This window comes from Saccharopolyspora endophytica, assembly GCF_018070075.1.
In the GTDB taxonomy this organism is placed as follows: Bacteria; Actinomycetota; Actinomycetes; order Mycobacteriales; family Pseudonocardiaceae; genus Saccharopolyspora; species Saccharopolyspora endophytica.
Window position 1 is genome coordinate 66185 of record NZ_JAGPXE010000020.1, and the last position, 20161, is coordinate 86345.

Annotated in this window: 22 protein-coding genes; 12 read left to right on the forward strand and 10 right to left on the reverse strand. The window is 70.2% G+C overall.

Features of this window, described 5'->3' with window-relative positions; genetic code table 11:
• The first annotated feature begins 26 nt into the window (after positions 1 to 26).
• A complete protein-coding gene (locus KBO27_RS31760; RefSeq protein ID WP_210973549.1) occupies positions 27 to 497 on the forward strand; it encodes a GatB/YqeY domain-containing protein in 471 nt (156 codons plus the stop codon).
• A 9-nt stretch (positions 498 to 506) separates the two neighbouring features.
• Here KBO27_RS31760 and KBO27_RS31765 read toward each other — a convergent pair whose 3' ends face one another.
• Both KBO27_RS31765 and KBO27_RS31770 read right to left on the reverse strand, forming a co-directional pair.
• Positions 507 to 1292 (reverse strand): siderophore-interacting protein, encoded by a 786-nt coding sequence (locus tag KBO27_RS31765; RefSeq protein ID WP_210973550.1) that lies wholly within the window; start codon positions 1290 to 1292, stop codon positions 507 to 509.
• A 33-nt stretch (positions 1293 to 1325) separates the two neighbouring features.
• Complete coding sequence (locus KBO27_RS31770) at positions 1326 to 3746, reverse strand: penicillin-binding protein (protein ID WP_210973551.1); 2421 nt, start codon at positions 3744 to 3746, stop codon at positions 1326 to 1328.
• Between the two features lie 253 nt (positions 3747 to 3999).
• Between KBO27_RS31770 and KBO27_RS31775 the strand changes: the two genes are divergently transcribed.
• Entirely contained in the window at positions 4000 to 4299 is a 300-nt protein-coding gene (locus tag KBO27_RS31775; RefSeq protein ID WP_145740121.1) for a WhiB family transcriptional regulator, read from the forward strand.
• A 65-nt stretch (positions 4300 to 4364) separates the two neighbouring features.
• On the opposite strand, the gene bagB is transcribed toward KBO27_RS31775, so the two are convergent.
• The gene (gene bagB, locus KBO27_RS31780; protein ID WP_210973552.1) at positions 4365 to 5504 is read right to left on the reverse strand and encodes an ATPase BagB; all 1140 of its coding nucleotides are present in this window, start codon (positions 5502 to 5504) and stop codon (positions 4365 to 4367) included.
• Positions 5501 to 6502 carry an ATPase BagA gene (bagA, locus tag KBO27_RS31785; RefSeq protein ID WP_210973553.1) on the reverse strand — a complete coding sequence of 334 codons (1002 nt, stop codon included), beginning with the start codon at positions 6500 to 6502 and terminating at the stop codon, positions 5501 to 5503. The genes bagB and bagA overlap by 4 nt, the downstream gene beginning before the upstream one ends.
• Positions 6503 to 6877: 375 nt before the next feature.
• On the opposite strand from bagA, the gene sp36 reads away from it, so the two are divergent.
• The 6 genes from sp36 to KBO27_RS31815 all read left to right on the forward strand — a co-directional run bounded on the left by sp36 (position 6878) and on the right by KBO27_RS31815 (position 11192).
• Positions 6878 to 7036: a Sp36 family protein gene (gene sp36 / locus KBO27_RS31790; protein WP_179717060.1), complete on the forward strand. Its 159-nt coding sequence runs from the start codon at positions 6878 to 6880 to the stop codon at positions 7034 to 7036.
• A 1-nt stretch (position 7037) separates the two neighbouring features.
• Positions 7038 to 7496 (forward strand): RidA family protein, encoded by a 459-nt coding sequence (locus tag KBO27_RS31795; RefSeq protein ID WP_132678161.1) that lies wholly within the window; start codon positions 7038 to 7040, stop codon positions 7494 to 7496.
• A gap of 344 nt (positions 7497 to 7840) precedes the next feature.
• Positions 7841 to 8455 (forward strand): hypothetical protein, encoded by a 615-nt coding sequence (locus tag KBO27_RS31800; protein ID WP_210973554.1) that lies wholly within the window; start codon positions 7841 to 7843, stop codon positions 8453 to 8455.
• Positions 8456 to 8481: 26 nt separating this feature from the next.
• On the forward strand, positions 8482 to 9540 hold the full coding sequence (locus tag KBO27_RS31805) for a hypothetical protein (protein WP_307870731.1): 1059 nt from the start codon (positions 8482 to 8484) through the stop codon (positions 9538 to 9540).
• A 48-nt stretch (positions 9541 to 9588) separates the two neighbouring features.
• On the forward strand, positions 9589 to 10401 hold the full coding sequence (locus KBO27_RS31810) for an NUDIX hydrolase (RefSeq protein ID WP_210973555.1): 813 nt from the start codon (positions 9589 to 9591) through the stop codon (positions 10399 to 10401).
• Entirely contained in the window at positions 10401 to 11192 is a 792-nt protein-coding gene (locus tag KBO27_RS31815) for an MBL fold metallo-hydrolase (protein ID WP_210973556.1), read from the forward strand. Before KBO27_RS31810 ends, KBO27_RS31815 begins: the two co-directional genes overlap by 1 nt.
• 13 nt (positions 11193 to 11205) lie before the next feature.
• Here the strand turns inward: KBO27_RS31815 and KBO27_RS31820 are convergent, their stop codons facing one another.
• The 4 genes from KBO27_RS31820 to KBO27_RS31835 all read right to left on the reverse strand — a co-directional run bounded on the left by KBO27_RS31820 (position 11206) and on the right by KBO27_RS31835 (position 14270).
• Positions 11206 to 12435 (reverse strand): MFS transporter, encoded by a 1230-nt coding sequence (locus tag KBO27_RS31820; RefSeq protein ID WP_210973557.1) that lies wholly within the window; start codon positions 12433 to 12435, stop codon positions 11206 to 11208.
• Positions 12436 to 12799: 364 nt separating this feature from the next.
• Entirely contained in the window at positions 12800 to 13051 is a 252-nt protein-coding gene (locus tag KBO27_RS31825) for a hypothetical protein (protein ID WP_210973558.1), read from the reverse strand.
• Between the two features lie 196 nt (positions 13052 to 13247).
• Positions 13248 to 13922: a Crp/Fnr family transcriptional regulator gene (locus KBO27_RS31830; protein WP_093422841.1), complete on the reverse strand. Its 675-nt coding sequence runs from the start codon at positions 13920 to 13922 to the stop codon at positions 13248 to 13250.
• 93 nt (positions 13923 to 14015) lie between these two features.
• Positions 14016 to 14270, reverse strand: a complete 255-nt coding sequence (locus KBO27_RS31835; RefSeq protein ID WP_029535541.1) for a hypothetical protein — start codon at positions 14268 to 14270, stop codon at positions 14016 to 14018.
• Between the two features lie 234 nt (positions 14271 to 14504).
• Between KBO27_RS31835 and nth the strand changes: the two genes are divergently transcribed.
• The 4 genes from nth (at position 14505) to KBO27_RS31855 (ending at position 17849) form a co-directional block, all read left to right on the forward strand.
• The gene (nth, locus tag KBO27_RS31840; protein WP_210973569.1) at positions 14505 to 15242 is read left to right on the forward strand and encodes an endonuclease III; all 738 of its coding nucleotides are present in this window, start codon (positions 14505 to 14507) and stop codon (positions 15240 to 15242) included.
• The gene (locus tag KBO27_RS31845; protein WP_210973559.1) at positions 15239 to 15865 is read left to right on the forward strand and encodes a TlpA family protein disulfide reductase; all 627 of its coding nucleotides are present in this window, start codon (positions 15239 to 15241) and stop codon (positions 15863 to 15865) included. Before nth ends, KBO27_RS31845 begins: the two co-directional genes overlap by 4 nt.
• Before the next feature lie 44 nt (positions 15866 to 15909).
• Positions 15910 to 16566 (forward strand): NUDIX hydrolase, encoded by a 657-nt coding sequence (locus tag KBO27_RS31850; protein ID WP_210973570.1) that lies wholly within the window; start codon positions 15910 to 15912, stop codon positions 16564 to 16566.
• Positions 16567 to 16664: 98 nt separating this feature from the next.
• The gene (locus tag KBO27_RS31855) at positions 16665 to 17849 is read left to right on the forward strand and encodes a MarP family serine protease (protein ID WP_210973560.1); all 1185 of its coding nucleotides are present in this window, start codon (positions 16665 to 16667) and stop codon (positions 17847 to 17849) included.
• Positions 17850 to 18013: 164 nt separating this feature from the next.
• Here KBO27_RS31855 and KBO27_RS31860 read toward each other — a convergent pair whose 3' ends face one another.
• The gene (locus KBO27_RS31860) at positions 18014 to 18514 is read right to left on the reverse strand and encodes a phage holin family protein (RefSeq protein WP_210973561.1); all 501 of its coding nucleotides are present in this window, start codon (positions 18512 to 18514) and stop codon (positions 18014 to 18016) included.
• Between the two features lie 44 nt (positions 18515 to 18558).
• The gene (gene nhaA / locus KBO27_RS31865) at positions 18559 to 19812 is read right to left on the reverse strand and encodes a Na+/H+ antiporter NhaA (RefSeq protein ID WP_307870733.1); all 1254 of its coding nucleotides are present in this window, start codon (positions 19810 to 19812) and stop codon (positions 18559 to 18561) included.
• Between the last annotated feature and the right edge of the window lie 349 nt (positions 19813 to 20161).

Sequence of the window (20161 nt, forward strand, 5' to 3'; positions counted from 1 at the left end):
CGCGTGCCTGGCGCGATAATCGGCGCATGGCAGAGCTCAAGGAAAAGCTGCGCGCGGACCTGTCCGCCGCGATGAAGCAACGCGACACCGCCGTCACCGGAGTCCTGCGCATGGCGCTGGCCGCCGTGGGCAAGGAGGAGGTGTCCGGCAAGCAGCAGCGGGAGCTCTCCGACGACGAGGTGCTCAAGGTGCTGTCGAAGGAGGCCAAGAAGCGCGACGAGGCGTCGGAGGCGTTCCGCTCGGCCGGTCGTGCCGAGCAGGCCGACTCCGAAGCCTCCGAGGCCGAGGTCCTGCGCCGCTACCTGCCCCAGCAGCTCTCCGACGACGAGCTGTCCTCGCTGGTCACCGAGGCCATCGCCGAGGTCGAGGCCGAGTTGGGCGAGCGCCCGGGCATGAAGCAGATGGGCCAGGTCATGAAGGCCGCCAACGCCAAGGCCGCGGGACGCGCCGAGGGCGGCAAGGTCGCCGGGATCGTCAAGGCCCAGCTCCAGGGCTGAGCCACCGGCTCAGTCGTCGGAGGTGTTCTGGCGCCAGTAGGCGAGGGCGTAGAGGTGGCGGCGGTCCAGGCCGAGCTCGCGCTGGCAGTGCTCGCGCAGCTGGTGGACCGCCTCGGCCTCCGCGCCGATCCACACGTAGGGGTCCGCGCCCAGGTCGGTGTCGCGGACGGCGTCGAGGAGCAGGGTGCCCTCGCCCGCCGGGGTGCCGTCGCGGTGGAGCCAGCGCCAGGTGACCTCGGCCGCCGAGTCGATCCGCTGCTCCTCGGATTCGTCGGCGACCTCGGCGAAGACCCGCGCGCGGGCTCCGGCGGGGAGTTCTTCGAGGATCGCGGCGATGGCCGGCAGCGCCGTCTCGTCGCCGATCAGCACCAGCGGATCCGCATCGGGATTCGGCTGGTAGGCCGGGCTGGGGCCGACCGTGACGATCTGGTCGCCCGGTTCGGCCTCGGACGCCCACTTGCTGCCCGGGCCGTCGTGGTCGTGGATCACGAAGTCGATCGCCAGCTCCAAGCGCTCGGCGTCGAAGCTGCGGACCGTGTAGGTGCGCTGCCGGGGCTGCTCGTCGCGGGGGAGGGCGAAGACCTCCTCGCGGGTGCGGCCCAGCGGCATCGGCTTGCCCGGCTGCGGCAGGCAGAGCTTGATCCGCTGGTCGCTGCCGTTGCTGACGAAGTCGGCCAGCTCGTCCCCGCCGAGGACCAGCCGCACCACGCGCGGCGTGATCCGCTCGGTCGACCGCACCTCCACCAGGCGGTAGCGGGACCGGGCACGTCGGGTGCTCGCCTGCTCTCTCGTCACGCAGGCGAGTTTACGAAAACCCGATTCACCCGGTCACCGGCCCGGCGGTGAACCCGGTGGGCCACCCGGCCGCTGCCCCGGCGGGAGCACCGGTGGCGCCGGTGGCTGACCCGCCACCGGCGGCGGGGCCTCCGGCGGCGCCGGCCGCTCCGTCGACGGCGGCGGCACGTAACCGGTGCTCACCGACAACGTCACCGTCTCGCCGGGCAGCGCGAAGCCGCGCGGCGTCTGGCTGGTCACCGTGCCCTTCTTGCGCTGGCTGTTCACCGAGCGCTCCGAGACCTTGTAACCGGCCTTCTCCAGGTTTTCCTTGGCGCGCTCATCGGTCAGGCCGACCACGTTGGGCACGTGGAACTCGTCGCCGCCGTTCTCGTAGCGATCGGTGGTCGGCGGCAGCGGGGCCACCGGCAGCCCTTCGTGGACCACCTTCATCGCGTCGAACCAGGTCCGAGCCGGAACCTTGCCGCCGTAGATGTTGCCGCCGTTGGCGCCGCAGAGCCGCGGCGGATCGCTGTCGCAGATGCCCTGCGGCGAGGTGCCGTCGCTGAAGGTCAGCACCGAACCCGCGTACTGCGGTGTCGCGCCGAGGAACCCGGCCGACTGGTGGGCCTCGGTGGTACCGGTCTTGGACGCCACCGGACGGGTCCAGCCCGCGCCGCTGGCGGCCGCTGCGGCCGTGCCGCCGCCGGTGTCGTCCTTGCTCATGCCGACGGCCAACGCGTTGGCCATCTTCTCGTCGACGGCCTGCTCGCACGGGTCCTCGGTGATCGACACCGGGTTGCCGTTGCGATCCTGGATCTGCTCGATGGGCGTCGGCGGGCACCAGGTGCCGCCGCTCATGATCGTCGCGCCGACGTTGCTGAGCTCCAGCGGACTCGTCGGGGCGAACCCGAGCGTGAACGCGCCGATGTTCTTCTGCTTGACGTCCTCGGCCTGCGACAGACCCCCGGAGCCGTTGGGCGTGACCGGGTTTCCCGCCGAGGTGTTGTGCAGCAGCGTCTGCCGCATGCCCAGCCGGACCGCCATGTCCACCGTGGGCTCCAGCCCGACCCGCTCCTGCAGCGCGACGAACGCGGTGTTCGGCGAGGTCGCCAGCGCCATCTGCAGCGTGCGAGGGCCTGGCGCGACGCCTTCGGCGTTGCCGACCGTGTAGGGCCGGGAACCGTTCTTGTAGACCTGCGAGGTGTAGGACCCGGGCGACTGGATGGTGTTGTAGATCCCCATCCCCTTCTCCAGCGCCGCCGCCGCGGTGAACACCTTGTAGATCGACCCGGCGCCGAACTTCGCCACGCCGCTGGGCAGCGCGTAGGAGGTCTGGCCCTTCGACGCGTCGATGCCGAAGTCGCGGTTGGCGACCAGCGCGCGCACCTTGTGCTTCTCCTTGCCGGGTTCGACGACGCTCATCACGTTCGCGATGCCCTTGGTCGTCTTCGGCACGCCGCGCTCGGCCGCGGCCTTGGCGGCGTCGGTGGCGCGCTTGTCCATCGACGTGTGGATCGTGTAACCGCCGGTCTTGAGCTGCTCCTCGGTGAACCCGGCGCGCTCCAGGTAGTCGATGACGTAGCGGCAGAAGAACCCGTCGGACGGGCCGGCTCCGACGCAGCCGTTGGGGATGTTCTGCAGCGGCGTGACCAGGCCGAGCGGCGCGTTGCGGGCCTCGTCGGCGGCTTCCGGGGTGATCCGGCGCTGGTCCTCCATCGCCTTGATCACCAGGTTGCGCCGGTTGAGCGCCTCCTCGGGGTTGCTCTCCGGGTTCAGCGCGCTGGGGCTGTTGACCATGCCCGCCAGCAGCGCCGACTGGGCGATCGTCAGCTTGTCCGGCGTGGTGCCGAAGTAGGTGCGCGCCGCGGCGGCGATCCCGTGCGCCTGGTTGCCGTAGGGCACGACGTTGAGGTAGCGGGCGAGGATCTGCTCCTTGCTGATCTGCTTCTCCACCTGCAGCGCGATGCGGATCTCCCGCAGCTTGCGGCCGGGGGTCTGCTCGATCGCCTTGGCCTGCTTGACCGGGTCGTCGGCGGCCACCACGTGCACCAGGTAGTTCTTCACGTACTGCTGGGTGAGGGTGGAACCGCCCTGCGCGATCTCGCCGGACATCTGGTTGGTGACCGCGGCGCGCGCGGTACCGGCCCAGTCCACCCCGTGGTGGTCGAAGAACCGCCGGTCCTCGATGGCCACGATCGCCGCCTTCATGGTGTCGGCGATCTGGTCAGGAGCGGCCGGCGTCCGATCTTGGTTGAACAGGTAGGCGATCGGCCTCCGATCCTTGTCTGTGATCGTCGTCACAAGTGGCGGTTCCTTGGTCATCATGTCCGTGGAAATGCTGTTGACGGCGTCTCCAGCACGGTTGGAGACCACTCCGAGTGACCCCGCAGCCGGGAAGAGCAACCCCGCGACCAACACGCCAGCCAGCACACACAGACCGAAAAGCTTCAACAAGCCGTCTCGGGCACGCACGCACCCACCGTAAATCGCGCACGCGCCGTGACGGAGCGTTACGCCCGAAGTCCATCCGATGTAGTGAGTGTGAAAGATAACGGGACGACAACCGTCGGTTGGTTGTGGAACCGCTGGGCTCTACAGTCCGTCTACGTCCAGCGACAGCACTGTTGTGGTTCGGCTCCCGACTTCCGAACCACGGCATCCGGTGCCGGGGGGCTCCGGACGAAATACAGTCGCCGACGATCCAGTGAGGAGCTGGGGGAACTCTATGTTCGAGCAGGGGGACTGGCGGGTAACCGCCGCATGTCGAGACCAGAACCCGGATCAATTGTTCGTCCGCGGGGCTGAGCAGCGCAAAGCACGAATGGTTTGTTTTGGCTGCCCAGTGCGGACGGAGTGCCTCAGCGAGGCGCTAGACAACAAGATCGAATTCGGTGTGTGGGGTGGAATGACCGAACGCGAACGCCGGGCGCTGCTGCGCCGTCGTCCGGATGTTCGTAACTGGCGCGAATTGCTCGAGGCAGCGCGTCAGGATTACTCCGATATCGCCGAGTTTCAGGTGAGCTGATCCCCGAGAAATGATCAGGCCGGGCGTGAACGTTGAAAACGTTAATGCCCGGCCTGATTTTTGGATTATTCCCCGGCGAGCCGCCGGCCGATCTCCCGCAAACCGGCCAGATCGTGCACATCGGACGGCAAGGCCGGTACACCGACGAGTGACACCTCCGGGTGCGCTCGGGTGAACCGTGCGAGCATCCGCTTCTCCCGGTCGGCGATCGCCACCCGGTCCGCGTGGACCCGCAGCACCGCCGCCGCCAGCGGAGCCGAACCGGCGGCCTCGATCTCGTCGGCCACCGCCGCGGCGCGGTTGCCCGCCAGCTCGGCGACCACCGGGTGCGTCCGGTTGGCGACCAGCCCGACCAGCGGCATCGATTCCCCGGCCAACCGCTCCACGAAGTAGGACGCCTCCCGCAGCGCGTCCGGCTCCGGCGCGGCGACCACCAGGAACGCCGTTCCCGGCGAGCGCAGCAGCCGGTAGGTCTGCTCGGCGCGCTGCCGGAACCCGCCGAAGGTCGAGTCGAAGGCCTGCACGAAGTTCGCGGCGTCGTTGAGCAGCTGCCCGCCGATGATCGTCGACACGGCCTTGGCGAACACGCTGAACGAGGCCCCGACGATCTTGCGCAGCCCGCGCCCGCCCGCGCGCGCGGGACTGGACAGCATCTTGATGAGCCGCCCGTCCAGCACGGTCGACAGCCGCTGCGGCGCATCCAGGAAGTCCAGCGCGGAGCGACTGGGCGGGGTGTCGACGACGATGAGGTCCCATTCGCCGGAGGCGGCGAGCTGCCCGAGCTTCTCCATCGCCATGTACTCCTGCGTTCCGGAGAACGAGGTCGAAATGGTCTGGTAGAAGGGGTTGTTCAGGATCTGCTCGGCCCGTTCGGGGCCGGCGTGCATCTGCACCATGTCGTCGAAGGTGCGGCGCATGTCCAGCATCATCGCGTTCAGGTCGCCCGCGGGCTCGAAGCCCTCCAGCGACACCTGCTTGGGCGTGTTGCCGAGTTCCCGCAGGCCCAGTGCCTGGGCGAGTCGCCGGGCGGGGTCGATGGTGAGCACGACCGTCTTGCGCCCGCGCTCGGCGGCCCGCACGGCCAGCGCCGCCGCAGTGGTCGTCTTGCCGACGCCGCCGGAGCCGCAGCAGACGACGACGTGGGTGTCTGGGTCGTCCAGCAGCGCGTCGACGTCGACCTGGGACGGCCGCAGCGGTTCGCTCATCGGTGGCTCCGGATGCCGTGTTCGGTGAATATCTCGGCGAGCTCGTACAGCTCGGCGACGTCGATCCCTGCGGTGAGGTCCGGCAGCGAGACGGTGGGCAGGTCGGTGGCGGCGAGCTGGTCGCGCGCGGCGTCCTCGGCCCGGTGCCGGATGGCGTGCTCGATCGTCTCGTGGACCAGCCCGTCGAGGGTGTCGTCGTCGACCTTCAGGCCGGCGGATTCGAGGCCGGCGCGCACCCGGTCGGCGTCGACGCGGCCGTCGGCGGCGGCCGACACCGATCGCGCGGGCAGCCTGCCCGGGCGGACCCGGTTGAGCACGACCGCTCCGGGCCGCAGGTCGGCGGCGTCGAGCTCTTCGACGGCTTCGAGGGTTTCGCGCACCGGGAGCTCTTCGAGCAGCGTGACGACGTGGACCACGGTGTCGGCGGAGTGCACCAGGCGCACCACGCCGTCGCTGTGGTCGCGGATGGGCCCGACCTTGGCGAGGTCGGCCATGGCGCGGGTGACGTCGAGGAACTTCACCACCCGCCCGGTCGGCGGGGCGTCCACCACGACGGCGTCGTAGACGTAGCGACCGCGCTCGTCGGTGCGTCCGACGCACTCCTTGATCTTGCCGGTGAACAGCACGTCCCGGAGCCCGGGCGCGAGCGTGGTGGCGAACTCGATGGCGCCCATCTTGCGCAGCGTCCGGCCGGCGAACCCGAGGTTGTAGAACATCGACAGGTACTCCAGCAGCGCCGGCTCGGCGTCGATGGCCAGCGCCCGCAGCTCACCGCCCCCGGGAGCCGCGGCGATCCACTCCTCGGAGTAGGGCAGCGGCGCGCTGTCGAAGAGCTGCGCGATGCCCTGCCGCCCCTCGACCTCGATGAGCAGCACCTTCTTGCCGCCGGTGGCCAGGGCCAGCGCGAGCGCGGCGGCGACCGTCGTCTTCCCGGTCCCGCCCTTGCCGCTGACCACGTGCAACCGCGCCTGGTTCAGCTCCCCGTCCCATGAGGTCACGCGATCAGCGTAAGTCCCCGTTTCCAGAATTGGAGAGTGACGGTGGTCGTTCTGCGTAGCGGTGCGGGTAGGGACCTGAGGAGCTCCGTGGACTCCGGGCGCCACTCCTGATGTATGCCAATACACGGCGTCGCGGCGTCCTCGCCACGAAGCTCCTCAGACCCCCGGCGGTGCGAGGTGCGCAGGTGGGCCACGGCTACGCCGTTCAGGAACTAGTGGACGTACATCAGTCGGGGCGCGCGGAGTCCACAGCGCCGCTCAGGTTCCGCCACCCGCACCGCCGAGCAGGCTGACCGCAGATCCTTGTCACTACGACCCAGGCGGACACGACTGCCACCCAAGACGACCACCACCAAAGGAATTAGGCTCAACCCCATGCAGAAGTGGGAGTACGCCACCGTTCCGTTGTTGAGTCACGCGACCAAGCAAATCCTCGACCAGTGGGGCGAGGACGGCTGGGAGCTCGTCGCCGTGCTGCCGGGTCCCACCGGTGAGCAGATGGTGGCTTACATGAAGCGGCCGAAGGAGGCCTGACATGGGTCGGTGGACGGATCGCCTGGCGGAGCTGGGCATTCCGCTGCCCGAGGTCGTCAAGCCCGTGGCGGCTTACGTGCCTGCGGTGCGGACGGGTTCGCTGGTGTTCACCGCCGGCCAGATCCCGATGGTGGCCGGTTCGCCGGCGGGCCTGGGCAAGGTCGGTGCTGAGGTCAGCGCCGAGGAGGCGCAGCAGCACGCCCGGATCTGCGCGCTGAACGCGCTGGCCGCGGTCGATTCTCTGGTCGGCCTGGACTCGATCGTCCGCGTGGTCAAGGTCGTCGGTTTCGTGGCCTCGGCCGAGGGCTTCACGGGGCAGCCGGGTGTGGTCAACGGTGCTTCGGAGCTGCTGGGCGAGGTCTTCGGCGAGGCGGGGCAGCACGCTCGCTCGGCCGTGGGTGTCGCGGAGCTGCCGCTCGGCGTGCCGGTTGAGGTCGAGCTGGTCGTCGAGGTCGAGTGAAATCGGCATTTCGGACCTGATGCGCGGCGTCGCCCTACTCGGGGTGACGCCGCGTTCTCGTTCCGTGAGCGCGACGTGTTCGCCCGGAGCGGAGTCGTGATTTTTTCGGTGGTGGGCATCCGGAGGCCGACTACGGCAAGTACGCTGCGACCATCCCCGATCTTCGTTCGCCAGATTCGGTGTAGCCCAGATGGGGGATGTTGATTCCAACGCGTTGCGTTTGGGTCGTTCAGGGGATTGTTCGACCCGGTCAGTAGCACCAAAGTTCACCTGGAAGGGTGCAGCTGCGTTCGGGGGAGCGGCGGCTGCGTCCGGAACCGGAGTACTAGGCATGGAGGGGCGCCGTGGCAGTGCGTGAAACCGATCTGCTGTGCCACGAACTGTTGCTTCGGTTGGCCGGCAGGTTGCCCGACCGGCACCTGTGGCGATACCGCGACTGGCTGGCCGGGGGTGCCGCCGAGGTCGTGGCGAGGCTTCTGCCGGGAACGCTGGTCCGCGAGCGCATCGCGCTCGACGACGACGAGCACCGGCTGCTGTCGGACGCGCTGCTGCCGCTGGGTGCCGACCCGGCGATGGTCAACGCGATCCTCCCTGCGGTCGTGGACACCACGCCGCACTACTCGTTCACCACCGAACGTCCGGCCGAGAACGTCGGCGACTCGGCGGTGCTGGTGCTCGGCGCGACGCTGCGCGGTCGCGCCGGTGTGCGCGAGGTGCGCAACACCTGGCGGCGCCGCGACTCGGGTTCCCCGAAGCTCGTCGTGCTGGTGTCCGCGTCGGACGACTGCGTCGAGCTCGCAGGGGAGATCCAGCGGGTGCTGCGGGCGCTGGGCGACTCCGCGCCCTGCGTCGAGGTCGTGCCCAAGGACCTGGAACCCACCCCGTACCACCGGATGGCGATTGAGGAGTCGGCGCTGGTGTGCGTGGGAGCTGAAGAATTCGCCGGTCGCCGCGGCTGAGCGGGCGGCATCTGAAGGAGGCATTCGTGGTGGACGTTGCAGAGGCCGCCGGACCGGTCGACCGGCTGCACAGCCTCTTGCTGGCCATGACCGGGCGCGTCGATGACGACGGCATCGACGGCGCTCGCGAGCTGCTCGGCATGGGCTTGCCCGATGCCGGGGCGGAGTACCTGGCCGGGTGCCTGCTGGCCGGGCAGATCGAGGTGACCGCTGCGGAGCAGTACCACCTGCGCCGGGTGCTCGACGAGACGCGGTCCAACCGCCAGCTCGCCGACCGGCTCAAGGTGGTCGAGTCGCTGCTGCCGGAGAACCACAAGTTCAGCGCCCCGCACACCGACGACACCGATCTCGAGCTGGCGCTCAAGCAGATCGGCGGACGTCTCGCGGGTCTGCGCGGCATGTGGATCACCAGCCGGACCACGCCCGCGGGCACCAGCTACGGCGCGGTGCCGCAGGGCGTGCTGCTGGCCGAGGTCGGTCCCGACGGTTCCGGTCCCGCTGTCGCCTTCCAGCTCGTCTCGGCCCTGCGCCGAGCCGGTCTGCGCTACGCGGTCGACGTCTTCGCCACCGGCGCCGACCTGCCCGAGTACCACCGCGACGCGCTGTCGACGGCCCGGCGGGTGCGGTTAGAGGTAGCGCCCGTGGAGAGGGCGGCTCCTCCGGCTGTTCCGCGCCCCGAGCAGGTCGTCGAGCGCAGACAAGCCGAAGAGCCTCCGGCTCCACCACCGCCCGCGCAGCCGGCCCCGGTGGAAGAACCCCGGCCGGAGGGGGTGTCGCACGCTGTGGCCGAGCCGCAGCACGAGTTTCCCGGTGAGCCACCCGAGGACGCACACCCCGAGACAGCGGCCGAGCAGACGGGTGTGATGATGCGCGTCCCCGCCGCGGTCGACGCCAAGTTGACCGATCGGGAGCGCAACCTGCTGCGCAAGCTGCACGAGGAGCTCGCGCACCGCGAGCAGGACGGGCCGGCCAAGCGCCAGCCCAAGGCCGAGGACGGCCGGACCTCCACGATGCCCGGCGGCACCGGCGGGTTCCCGCCGATCTCGGCGAACCAGCAGGTGTACACCTCGCAGCAGCAGCGCTGATCCCTCAGACGGTGTTCGACCGCCGGTCGCCGACATAGGGTGGCGGGCATGGATCGTTCGCTGCCAACGGGATTCGTGCCAGAGGACCGGCCGGACAAGCCCGTGCGCCCCAAGGACGCGGCAACCGTGATGCTGCTGCGCGACGGCCCCTCGGGGCCCGAGGTGTTCCTGCAGCGCAGGGTGAAGGGCATGGCCTTCGCGGGCGGGATGACGGTGTTCCCCGGAGGCGGTGTCGACCAGCGCGACGCGGACGCCTCGGTCGGCTGGAGCGGACCGGGACCCGAGTGGTGGGCGCAGCGCTTCGGCTGCACGCCGGAGGTGGCCCGCGCGCTGGTGTGCGCGGCGGTCCGGGAGACGTTCGAGGAGTCGGGCGTGCTGCTGGCCGGACCCGATTCGTCGACGGTCGTCGAGGACACCGGCGGCTATTCCGCAGCCCGCCAGGCCCTGGTGACCAGGGACGTCTCGCTCGCAGGCTTCCTCGCCGAGGAAGGCCTGGCGCTGCGCGCCGATCTGCTGCGCCCGTGGGCCAACTGGCTGACGCCCGAGCAGGAGCCGCGCCGCTACGACACCAGGTTCTTCCTGGCCGCGATGCCGGCCGGACAGCGCGCGGACGCCATCACCACCGAGGCCGCCGAGGCCTACTGGGCGACTCCGCAGCAGGCGCTGACCGACTTCCGCGAGGGCCGCTGCCACCTGCTCCCGCCGACCGAGGTCACGCTGACCGAGCTCGCCGAGGCAGACGACCTCGCGTCCGCGCTGAACGCGGAGCGGACGCTGAACAAGATCATGCCGAAGCTGATCGAGCGGAACGGTCGCTGGCACGCGGTGCTGCCCGGCGAGCCCGGATTCGAGGAGGCGTGATGCAGCACCCCGCCTACGGCGAGCTCCGCCCGGTCACCTCCTACGCGTCGGTGCTGCTGGCCGACAACCCGAACCCGATGACGCTCGACGGCACGAACACGTGGGTGCTGCGCGACCCGGATTCGCGCGAGTGCGTGGTCATCGACCCGGGTCCGGACGACGCCGTGCACCTGAGCCGGGTCGCCGGCCACGGGCCGGTGTCGCTGGTGCTGCTCACCCACCACCACGAGGACCACACCGCCGGTGTGGCGGATTTCGTGCAGCGCACCGGGGCTACCGTGCGCGCGCTCGACCCGAAGCTGTGCCACGACGCGGAGCCGATCGCCGACGGCGAGCCGATCGACGCGGCAGGCCTGCGACTGCGGGTGCTGACCACGGCGGGCCACACGGCCGACTCGGTCTGCTTCGTCGCCGAGCACGACGAACCGGCGGTGTTCACCGGCGACAGCATCCTCGGCCGAGGCACCACGGTCGTCGCCCACCCCGACGGCCACCTGGGCTCCTACCTGGACTCGCTGCGCAAGATCGCGTCCCTGCCGCCAGGCGTCCGCGCGCTGCCGGGCCACGGCCCGGAACTCGACGATGCCCGCGCGGCGGCCGAGCACTACCTCGATCACCGCAGGCAACGCCTCGCCCAAGTTCGCCAGGCCCTCGGCGACCTCGGTCCCGGAGCCACCCCGCGCCAGGTGGTCGAACTCGTCTACGCCGACGTCGACCCCGCCGTCTGGCCCGCAGCGGACCTCACGGTCCAAGCCCAACTCACCTACCTCCGCGACCACGACGACCTCTGAAGGCCTCGCCCGATCAGCTGCCGGCGAGGGTGAGGTTGGTCCGGGTGGGCAGGAGGGTGTTGCGGCGGAGGTAGAGGACGGCGGCGAGGGAGGCCCCTGCTGCTCCGGCGACCAGGAACGCCGTCGGGGGTCCGGCGAGTTCGACGAGCTGACCGCTGACGGACTGGCCGATGGCCGAGCCCAGCGTCACCGACGTGACCACCCAGCCGAACGCCTCCGCTGCCGTGCCGGGCGGGGCCGCGAACTCGACCGCGACCGAGTGGGCCGTCGACTGCGGTGTGATCAGGCAGCCCGCGACCAGCAGCATCAGCGCCAGGCCCAGCAGCGTCGTCGGGAGCGCGAGCAGCGCGACCAGGCCCGCGAAGCCCAGCAGCAGCGCGGGCAGCCGCAGGTGCATCGGACGTGGCCAGGGGTGCACGCCGTAGACCACGCCGACCGCGACGGAACTGACCGAGGCCAGGCTCATCAGCAGCCCTCCCATCGTGGGCCGGCCCGCGTCGACGGCGGCGGCCGGGACCGCGACCTCGATGAAGCCGATCACCACGCCGAAGCCCAGCGCGGCCAGCGCGACCGTGCGCATGCCCGGGGCCGCGATCGCTCCCAGCATGGCGCCCGCGTGCTCGCCCGGGTCCGGGCGCTGCGTGCGGGCCGCGCGCGTCGAGGCGAAGCCGACGCTGCCCACCACCATGCAGGCCGAGCCGACCACGACGCCGGTGCCCGCCCACGGCATCGCCACGAGCAGGCCCGCCAGGCCCGGTCCGAGGATGAAGAAGACCTCGAGGCTGATCGCCTCGTAGGAGAACGCCGCCTCGCGGACGCGGCCGGCCGGCAGCAGGTGCCCCCACAGGGCGCGCGAGGCCGAACCGATGTTGGGCTGGAGCAGGCCCATCGCGAACGCGCCCGCCACCACCAGCGGTGTCGAGGCGTCCAGCTCGATCGCGGCCAGCGTCGCCACCACGGAGGCCGTGAACAGCGCTGAGGTGATGTACAGCGGCTTCGACGGGCCGATGCGGTCGACGATCCTGCCCTGCACGACCGAGCCCATCGCCACGCCGATCAGCTCGGCGGCCGAGACCGCTCCGGCGACCGCGAACGACGAGCTCTCCCGCTGCATGTACAGCAGCAGGGCCATGCCGATCATCGCGATCGGCAGTCGGCCCAGCAGCGAGGTGACGACGGGGGTGCGGGCTCCGGGGGTGGTCAGGGCGGCGCGGTAGTCGGCCAGCGACGTGGATGTGGACACGCGTACCAGTATGCCGATTGTGGTACGCCGGTACCAAGGTGTTTTTCACGCGCTAGGAGCTGGGTGAGTGACGTTCGTTACTCAGAACGGGTGATGTGTGCAACCGTCCCCTCGGGACGGACGTCTTGGTTGGTGAAAGGGGGTTGCTGGACGGCACGGACTTCCAGCATCTTCGAAGGGGAGGCAACTCCACACAGACGCCTCCGGTGCCGAGGATTCGGGGCCGAAGCATCGGAGGACCGGGGAAGCGTGGTTAGTCGTCGGGGGACGAACCACGCGAATGTGAAGGGGCTGGAGCGCCACGTCGGGGGTGGCGCCCAGCCCCTTCACATGCACCAGCTCGTCGCGCGGTGCGCAGGAGCGGTCAGCAGCCTCCGCCGCCTCCGCCGTCGCCCCCTCCGGAGCCTCCGCCGCCGTCGCCCCCGAAGCCGCCGCCGTCGAAGCCGCTCCAGCCGCCGTCGTGGTTGCTGCCGGCCCCGCTGGTGCCGACGAACGAGCTGCCGGCCCGCTTGCGGCGACGACCGTCGGTCCGCTTGGACTGGCTCATCCCCGTCCGAACCGCCACCAGGAAAACGATCACCGCGAGCACCGCCACGATCACCATCGCGGAATTCATCCACAGACCCCTTTCGCCGCTGCGTCCGGCCGTGGGACGTGGCGGGGGTGACGTGCGTTGCGTTCGAGGCCCAACGTGAAATTCACGGACCGGCCGCGCGCACGCAAAGGACGCGCGTCGGCTGAAGAACCCGGGAATGAGCCCCGGACTCTTCGGCCGACGCGCGTCAGCTCCGCGATATGTGTGACGTCGCCGCTCAGCGAGCGCGGCGGGCCAAGCGCTCCGGATCCAGGATCAGCACGCTCTTGCCCTCGAGACGCAGCCAGCCGCGGTGCGCGAAGTCCGCGAGCGCCTTGTTCACGGTCTCCCGCGAGGCGCCGACGTACTGCGCGATCTCTTCCTGCGTCAGGTCGTGGGTGACCCGCAGCAGACCCGCTTCCTGGCTGCCGAAGCGCTGAGCGAGCTGCAGCAGCGCCTTGGCGACGCGTCCCGGGACGTCGGTGAAGATCAGGTCGGCGAGCATGCCGTTCGTGCGGCGCAGGCGGCGAGCCACCACGCGCAGCAGCTGCTCGGCGATCTCCGGGCGAGTGGCGATCCACTGCCGCAGAGCGCCGCGGTCCATGCTCAACGCGCGCACCTCGGTGACCGTGGTCGCGGTCGAAGTCCGCGGCCCGGGGTCGAAGATGGACAGCTCGCCGAACATGTCCGACGGCCCCATGATCGCCAGCAGGTTCTCCCTGCCGTCCGGGGATTTGCGTCCGAGCTTCACCTTGCCGGACTGAATGATGTAGAGCCGGTCACCCGGCTCGCCCTCGGCGAAAATCACGTGTCCGCGCGGGAACTCGATCGGTTCCAGCGACTGTGCCAGTGCCTCCGCCGCGGCCGGCTCCACGCCTTGGAAGATGCCGGCTCGGGCCAGGGTCTCGTCCACCTCGTCCCTCCATGTTGAGACGCGGCGGCTGTCTGTGGTGCCGGACCCGCGTCAGCGTGTCTGGCGATGTGCCGCCGATCACTACCAGTGATTCTAAGACTGGTCGCGCGAACGGCGAGTACGCAGCCTACCGGCGCGTCCCACCCTGCGTAGCTGGAAAAGCTCCAGCGCACGTCCAATACCTTGCCGGAACAGCGCCCGCACCTCATCAGGCCGGGCGTTCTCCAGCAACTCCTCCACCTCGTTCTCTTGCACCGCCACATGCCGCAGGCGGGCTTCCACGCGCTCCATGAAGAGCGTGAAGAACATGATCACGAGCGGTACGACGATGACGAACCAGGCAGCCATCATGGTGTGAATCCTCGCTCATACCTTCGACGCCGGTTCAACCGGGGGTCGATTCGCAGGGCCGGTGACAGTACCGCCACTTTCCGTGTCCGTGCTCCTCCGTAGTCTGGTGGGGTGCCGGAGCCTTCCCGAAACACCCGCGCCAAGTCCGCTGGACCGTCTTCTGACCAGGTCGTATCCCGGTCCAGGAAGAAGGAGGAGACCCGGTTGGGGCTCGTCCGGCGAGCGAGGCGCATGCTGCGCGCCCTCGACGAAGCCTATCCGGACGCGCATTGCGAGCTCGATTTCAACACGCCCCTGGAGCTGGCGGTCGCGACCATCCTGTCCGCCCAGTGCACCGACAAGCGGGTCAACGAGGTCACGCCCGCGCTGTTCCGCCGGTACCCGACGGCCGAGGCCTACGCCGGGGCCGAGCGGACCGAGCTGGAGGAGATGATCCGGTCCACCGGCTTCTACCGGAACAAGGCGGCGTCGCTGATGGGGTTGGGCGCCGCGCTGGTGGACAAGCACGGCGGTGAGGTTCCCGGGAAGCTCGACCAGCTGGTCAAGCTGCCCGGCATCGGCCGCAAGACGGCCAACGTGATCCTCGGCAACGCCTTCGACGTCCCGGGCATCACGGTGGACACCCACTTCGGACGCCTCGTGCGCCGGTGGGGCTGGACCGAGCTGGAGGACGCGGTCAAGGTCGAGCACGCGATCGGCGAGCTGATCCCCCGCAAGGAGTGGACGATGCTGTCGCACCGGGTGATCTTCCACGGCCGCCGGGTCTGCCACTCCCGCAAACCGGCCTGCGGCGCGTGCCTGCTGGCCAAGGACTGCCCCTCCTACGGCGCCGGGCCGACCGATCACGTGGAGGCCGCGAAGCTGGTCAGGGGTCCGGAGACGCCGCGACTGCTGGAACTGGCGGGCATCGTCGACGAGGTCCCGGACAAGACCATCGAGAGCCAGGCGGCCAAGGAGCCGGTGGCGTGAACCTCCGTGCCTACCGGTCCGAGATCCAGTGGACCGTCGTGGTCGTCGTGCTCGCGGTCCTCGCAGCGGTCGCGCTCTGGCCGCGCGACCACGAGCAGCAGCGAGGGCCCACCGCGGCGCCACCACCGGCGGAGCGGATCGATCCGCAGCAGCGCGCGGCCGCCGCGCTGCAGCCGTGCCCGGCCGGAGCCGGCGGACCCGCCGAGCTGGCGGGCACGACGCTGCAGTGCCTGGCCGACGGGCAGCCCGTCGACCTGGCCGGGGCCGCCTCGGGTGGACCGACTCTGATCAACCTCTGGGCCACCTGGTGCGTTCCGTGCCGCACCGAGCTGCCCGCGCTGCAGGCCTACAGCACCGAGCCCGGAGCCGTCCGGGTGCTGGGAGTGCAGGTCGACAGCGGCGCCTCGGAAGGTCTTGACCTACTGCGCGCGCTCGGCGTTCACTTCCCGAACGTGCATGACGGCGACAACCGCGCGCGGGCCGCGCTGCGAGCTCCCAACGTGCTGCCGGTCAGCTACGTGGTGACCGCCTCCGGCGAGGTCCGGCGCATCGATCCACCGGTCGCGTTCGAATCCCCGCACGAGGTTCGGGCCGCCGTCGAACGAACCCTGGGGGGTCAGTGAGCGACAACGGACCGCTGGTCGATCCTGCTGACCTGCCCGAATGGATGCGGACGCTGGTCAAGCGCACCGCCGACCTCGACCCCGGGCACTTCGGCTGGCCGAAGGGCGCGCCGCCGTCCTCCGCCCGCGCCGCCGCGGTGCTGATCCTGCTCGGCGAAGGCGAGCAGGGGCCCGAGGTGCTGCTGCTGCGCCGCGCCGACGGGCTCAACTCGCACCCCGGTCAGGTTGCCTTCCCGGGAGGCGCGCTCGACGATGTCGATTCCGGCCCGGTGGACGCCGCGCTGCGTGAGGCCGTCGAGGAGGTGGGGGTGCGGGTCGAGGGCGTCCGGCCCGTCGCGACCTTGCCGGAACTGCACGTTCCGCACAGCGGTTTCCGGGTGACCCCGGTGCTCGCGCACTGGGTCGAGCCGTCGCCGGTCGCGGCGGTCGACCCGGGTGAGACAGCGGCTGTGGCCCGGGTGCCGATCTCCTGGCTCACCGACCCGGAGAACCGGGTGAGGGTGCGGCTGACCAGCGGAATGGCCGGTCCGGCGTTCCTGGTTCCCGGCATGCTCGTCTGGGGCTTCACCGGCGGGCTGCTGGCCGGTCTGCTGGAACTGGCCGGTTGGTCGCGCAGCTGGAACCGGGCGGACGTGCGCGAGCTGGACGAAGCCTGGCGGGCGGCGGAGGAGGCCGACGACATCGGGCTGGGGCGTTCCTGAGGGGTGGCGAAGACCTCCTTGGAAGCCCGGCTTGGCCGTTCTGTTGTCGAACCATGAGACGGTGGTGCGGCTGATCGTCCATCGCGAGGGGTGAGTGGGTGAACTGGGTCGACCTGCTGGTGGTGCTGCTGGCACTGCTCGCCGCGGTCTCCGGGGCTCGGAGCGGTCTGGTCACCGCGTTGCTGTCCTTCGTGGGCGTGTTCGTCGGAGCCGTGGTGGGGCTGAAGGTGGCGCCGCTGCTGCTGGACACCCTGGACAGCCCGGTCGCCCGGCTGGCCTTCGGCGTCGGCATCGTGGTCCTGCTGGTCGCCTTCGGTGAGACCTTCGGGATGTGGGCCGGCCGCGAGCTGCGGGACCGGATCACCTCGCCCCGGATCGCAGGGGTCGACAACGCGCTGGGCTCGGTGCTGCAGTTCATCGCGGTGCTGGTGGTGGCCTGGTTGGTGGCGCTGCCGTTCACCTCGGCGACCGCGCTGCCCGGTCTGGCGGCGGCGCTGAGCCGTTCGCAGGTGCTCGGCGCGGTCAACTCGGTGATGCCCCCGCAGGCCAGGGCGCTGCCCAACGACCTGCGCAAGATGCTCGGCATGTCCGGATTCCCAGAGGCCCTGGAGCCCTTCTCGGAGACCCCGGTCGCCGAGATCGCACCGCCCGACCCGGCGTTGGCCGGCAGCGACGTCGTGCGCAACGCGCAGCTCAGCGTGGTCAAGATCCGCGGCAGGGCGACTTCGTGCGCCCGCGCGCTGGAGGGCACCGGCTTCGTCGTGGCGCCGAACCGGGTGATGACCAACGCGCACGTCGTGGCGGGCACCGACCGGGTGGTCATCGAGATCGGTCGCGGCGACTTCGACGCCGAGGTCGTGATGTACAAGCCGGACGTCGACCTGGCGATCCTGGAGGTCCCGGACCTCGACGCCGAGGCGATGACGTTCGCGTCGCAGTCGGCTCACCCCGGTGACGACACGATCGCCCTCGGCTACCCGCTCGACGGGCCCTACACGGCGTCGGCCGGTCGCATCCGGGAGCGCATCCGGTTGCGCGGTCCGGACATCTACGACAACGCGACCGTGGTCCGCGATGTCTACACGGTCCGCGGGCGGGTGCAGAGCGGCAACTCCGGCGGACCGCTGATCAACCCCGAGGGGGACGTGGTCGGTGTCGTCTTCGGCGCCGCCGTCGACGACCCGGAGACGGGCTTCGCCCTCACGGCCGACGAGGTCGCCGACGAGGTGGAGGCGGCTCCGCAGCTGAGCACCCCGGTCTCCACGGGCAACTGCACGAACTGATCCCGGGTCCGTCCACGATCGATGTCCTCTTAGTCCGGACAATTCGGACCAAAGCCGCCCGCCGGCGAGGTTCCCGCACTCCCGATCACGGCCCTGAGGCGCGAAAACCGCGGCGGACCTGGGGTCCGCCGCGGTTCTCGACGTGGGTGTGAGCGCCCGATCCGTCAGCCTTGTGCAGGCTCCTCGGACTGGCGGCGCTTGGTGATGTTCTTGGTCTCCTTGAGGGAGGCCATCGTGCGCTTCGGCGCGCTGAGCTTGCGGACCTTCAGGTAGCCGAGCAGCCCGAAGAGGCCGGCGACCAGCAGCATCGCCAGGAAGACGATGCCGAACGCGGCCCAGCGCCACAGGCCGAGCGCGTGCAGGCCCTCCGCGGCGGTGAAGAACAGGAAGAACAGGCTGAAGCCCAGCACGCACAGCGCCAGGATGAAGAAGACGCTGCCCTTGAGGGCCTTCTTGACCTCACCGGCGATCTCGGACTTGGCGAGCTCCACCTCGGAGCGGACCAGCGTGGACAGGTGCGTCGTTGCGTCTTTGACCAACGCGCCGATGGACTGCCCGTCGGGAGCTGTGCCCTCCTCGGACAACGGGATGGAGTTGACCGAACTCCACTCCGCACCTTCGCGGCTGCCGTTGGTGCTCTTCTGGGCGCTGTTCACGCGAACCATCGTGCCACGGGAGATCACACCCTCGCCCAGCGACTCGCGATGCGTTACCCGTGAGTGACATTCCCACCGGGCTCATCAGCGGCTTCGCCGTTGAGTTTGCGCCCCCTGCGGAGCAGTACCGCAGCGGCCAGCAGCGAGGCGATCGCGGAGGCGATGAGCACCGCGGCCTTGGCGCGCTCGGCGGCCGCGCCCTCCAGCGCTAGTTCGGTGATGAGGAGGCTGACCGTGAACCCGACGCCGCCGAGCATCGCCAGCGCGCCCATGTCCACCCAGGACACCGAGCTCGGTTTGTCGCCGATGCGCAGCTTCACCGCGATGAACGACGTGACGAAGATGCCGACGAACTTGCCGACCACCAGGCCGACCATCACGCCGATCGCCACCCGGTCCTCGAACATCGAGGTCAGCGCTTCGCCGTCGACGGGGACACCGGCCGCGAAGAACGCGAACACCGGCACCACCAGTCCCGCCGACCACGGCTGCAACCGGTGCTCCAGCCGCATCGCCGGGGACGCGCCCTCGTCGGGGTCGGTGCGGACGCGGGTGAGCAGGCCCAGCGCGACGCCGGCGATCGTGGCGTGGATGCCGCAGCTGTGCACCGCGATCCAAGTGGCGATGGCCAGCGGGACGTAGATCCACGGCGAGCGGATGCGCTTGTGCTGCAGGAACCAGTACAGCGCGCACAGCGCGACGGCGGCCAGCAGCGCCAGCAGGTTGAGGCCGGAGGTGAACACGACCGCGATCACGATGATGCCGCCGAGGTCGTCGACCACGGCGAGGCTGAGCAGGAACACCCGGGCGGCGGTCGGCATCCAGGAGCCGGTCAGCGCGAGGACGCCGAGCGCGAAGGCGATGTCGGTGGCCACCGGGATCGCCCACGCGGTCTCGTGACCGGGGGCGCCGACGCTCACCGCGAACGCCAACCCGGCGGGCACGACCATCCCGCCGACCGCGGCGATCACCGGCAGCAGCGCGCTGCGGATGTTGGACAGCTCGCCGATCACCAGCTCGCGCTTGAGCTCCAGGCCGGCGACGAAGAAGAAGATCGCGAGCAGGCCGTCCTTGGCCCACTCGCCGATGCTGAGGTCGAGGTGCAGCAGGTGCGGTCCGACCTCGAAGTCGCGGATCGCGGTGTAGAAGGCGCTCGCGGGGGAGTTGGCCAGCAGCAGCGCGAGGGCCGCGGCGGCGAGCAGCACCATGCCGCCGACGGTCTCGGTGCGCAGGTAGGCCCCGAAGTCGAAGGCGCGGGCGCGGTTGCGGGCGTCGGACACAGCGGCTCCGTTCGTGGACAGCACGATTTCGTCGCCGACCAGACTTCCCGGCACACCTGTAGTCGACCCTAACATCCGTCTGGCGGATCATTTGCCCGCTCAAGCATCGTCGGGGTGCTGTTCGTGCAGCTCAGAGCGGGTGCGCAAAAAAATGGGAGGGCGCCCGCGCGATGCGGACGCCCTCCCGTGAACTGCGTTGGCGATCAGTCTTCGCCGGACTTGAGACCCTTGGAGATGAGGTCCATGACCGAGGAGTCGGCGAGTGTGGAGACGTCGCCGACTTCGCGGTTTTCGGCGACGTCGCGCAGGAGGCGGCGCATGATCTTGCCGGAGCGGGTCTTGGGGAGTTCGGGCACGACCATGATCTGCCGGGGTT

What these genes read in the sequence shown, in the direction of transcription:
- KBO27_RS31825 (WP_210973558.1), bottom strand. Translation starts at nt 13,051, where the DNA reads ATGAATTCCGCGATGGTGATCGTGGCGGTGCTCGCGGTGATCGTTTTC.
- KBO27_RS31775 (WP_145740121.1), top strand. Translation starts at nt 4,000, where the DNA reads ATGTTCGAGCAGGGGGACTGGCGGGTAACCGCCGCATGTCGAGACCAG.
- KBO27_RS31810 (WP_210973555.1), top strand. Translation starts at nt 9,589, where the DNA reads ATGGATCGTTCGCTGCCAACGGGATTCGTGCCAGAGGACCGGCCGGAC.
- KBO27_RS31795 (WP_132678161.1), top strand. Translation starts at nt 7,038, where the DNA reads ATGGGTCGGTGGACGGATCGCCTGGCGGAGCTGGGCATTCCGCTGCCC.
- nth (WP_210973569.1), top strand. Translation starts at nt 14,505, where the DNA reads ATGCTGCGCGCCCTCGACGAAGCCTATCCGGACGCGCATTGCGAGCTC.
- KBO27_RS31860 (WP_210973561.1), bottom strand. Translation starts at nt 18,514, where the DNA reads ATGGTTCGCGTGAACAGCGCCCAGAAGAGCACCAACGGCAGCCGCGAA.
- KBO27_RS31835 (WP_029535541.1), bottom strand. Translation starts at nt 14,270, where the DNA reads ATGGCTGCCTGGTTCGTCATCGTCGTACCGCTCGTGATCATGTTCTTC.
- sp36 (WP_179717060.1), top strand. Translation starts at nt 6,878, where the DNA reads ATGCAGAAGTGGGAGTACGCCACCGTTCCGTTGTTGAGTCACGCGACC.
- KBO27_RS31760 (WP_210973549.1), top strand. Translation starts at nt 27, where the DNA reads ATGGCAGAGCTCAAGGAAAAGCTGCGCGCGGACCTGTCCGCCGCGATG.
- bagB (WP_210973552.1), bottom strand. Translation starts at nt 5,504, where the DNA reads ATGAGCGAACCGCTGCGGCCGTCCCAGGTCGACGTCGACGCGCTGCTG.
- KBO27_RS31850 (WP_210973570.1), top strand. Translation starts at nt 15,910, where the DNA reads ATGCGGACGCTGGTCAAGCGCACCGCCGACCTCGACCCCGGGCACTTC.
- KBO27_RS31815 (WP_210973556.1), top strand. Translation starts at nt 10,401, where the DNA reads ATGCAGCACCCCGCCTACGGCGAGCTCCGCCCGGTCACCTCCTACGCG.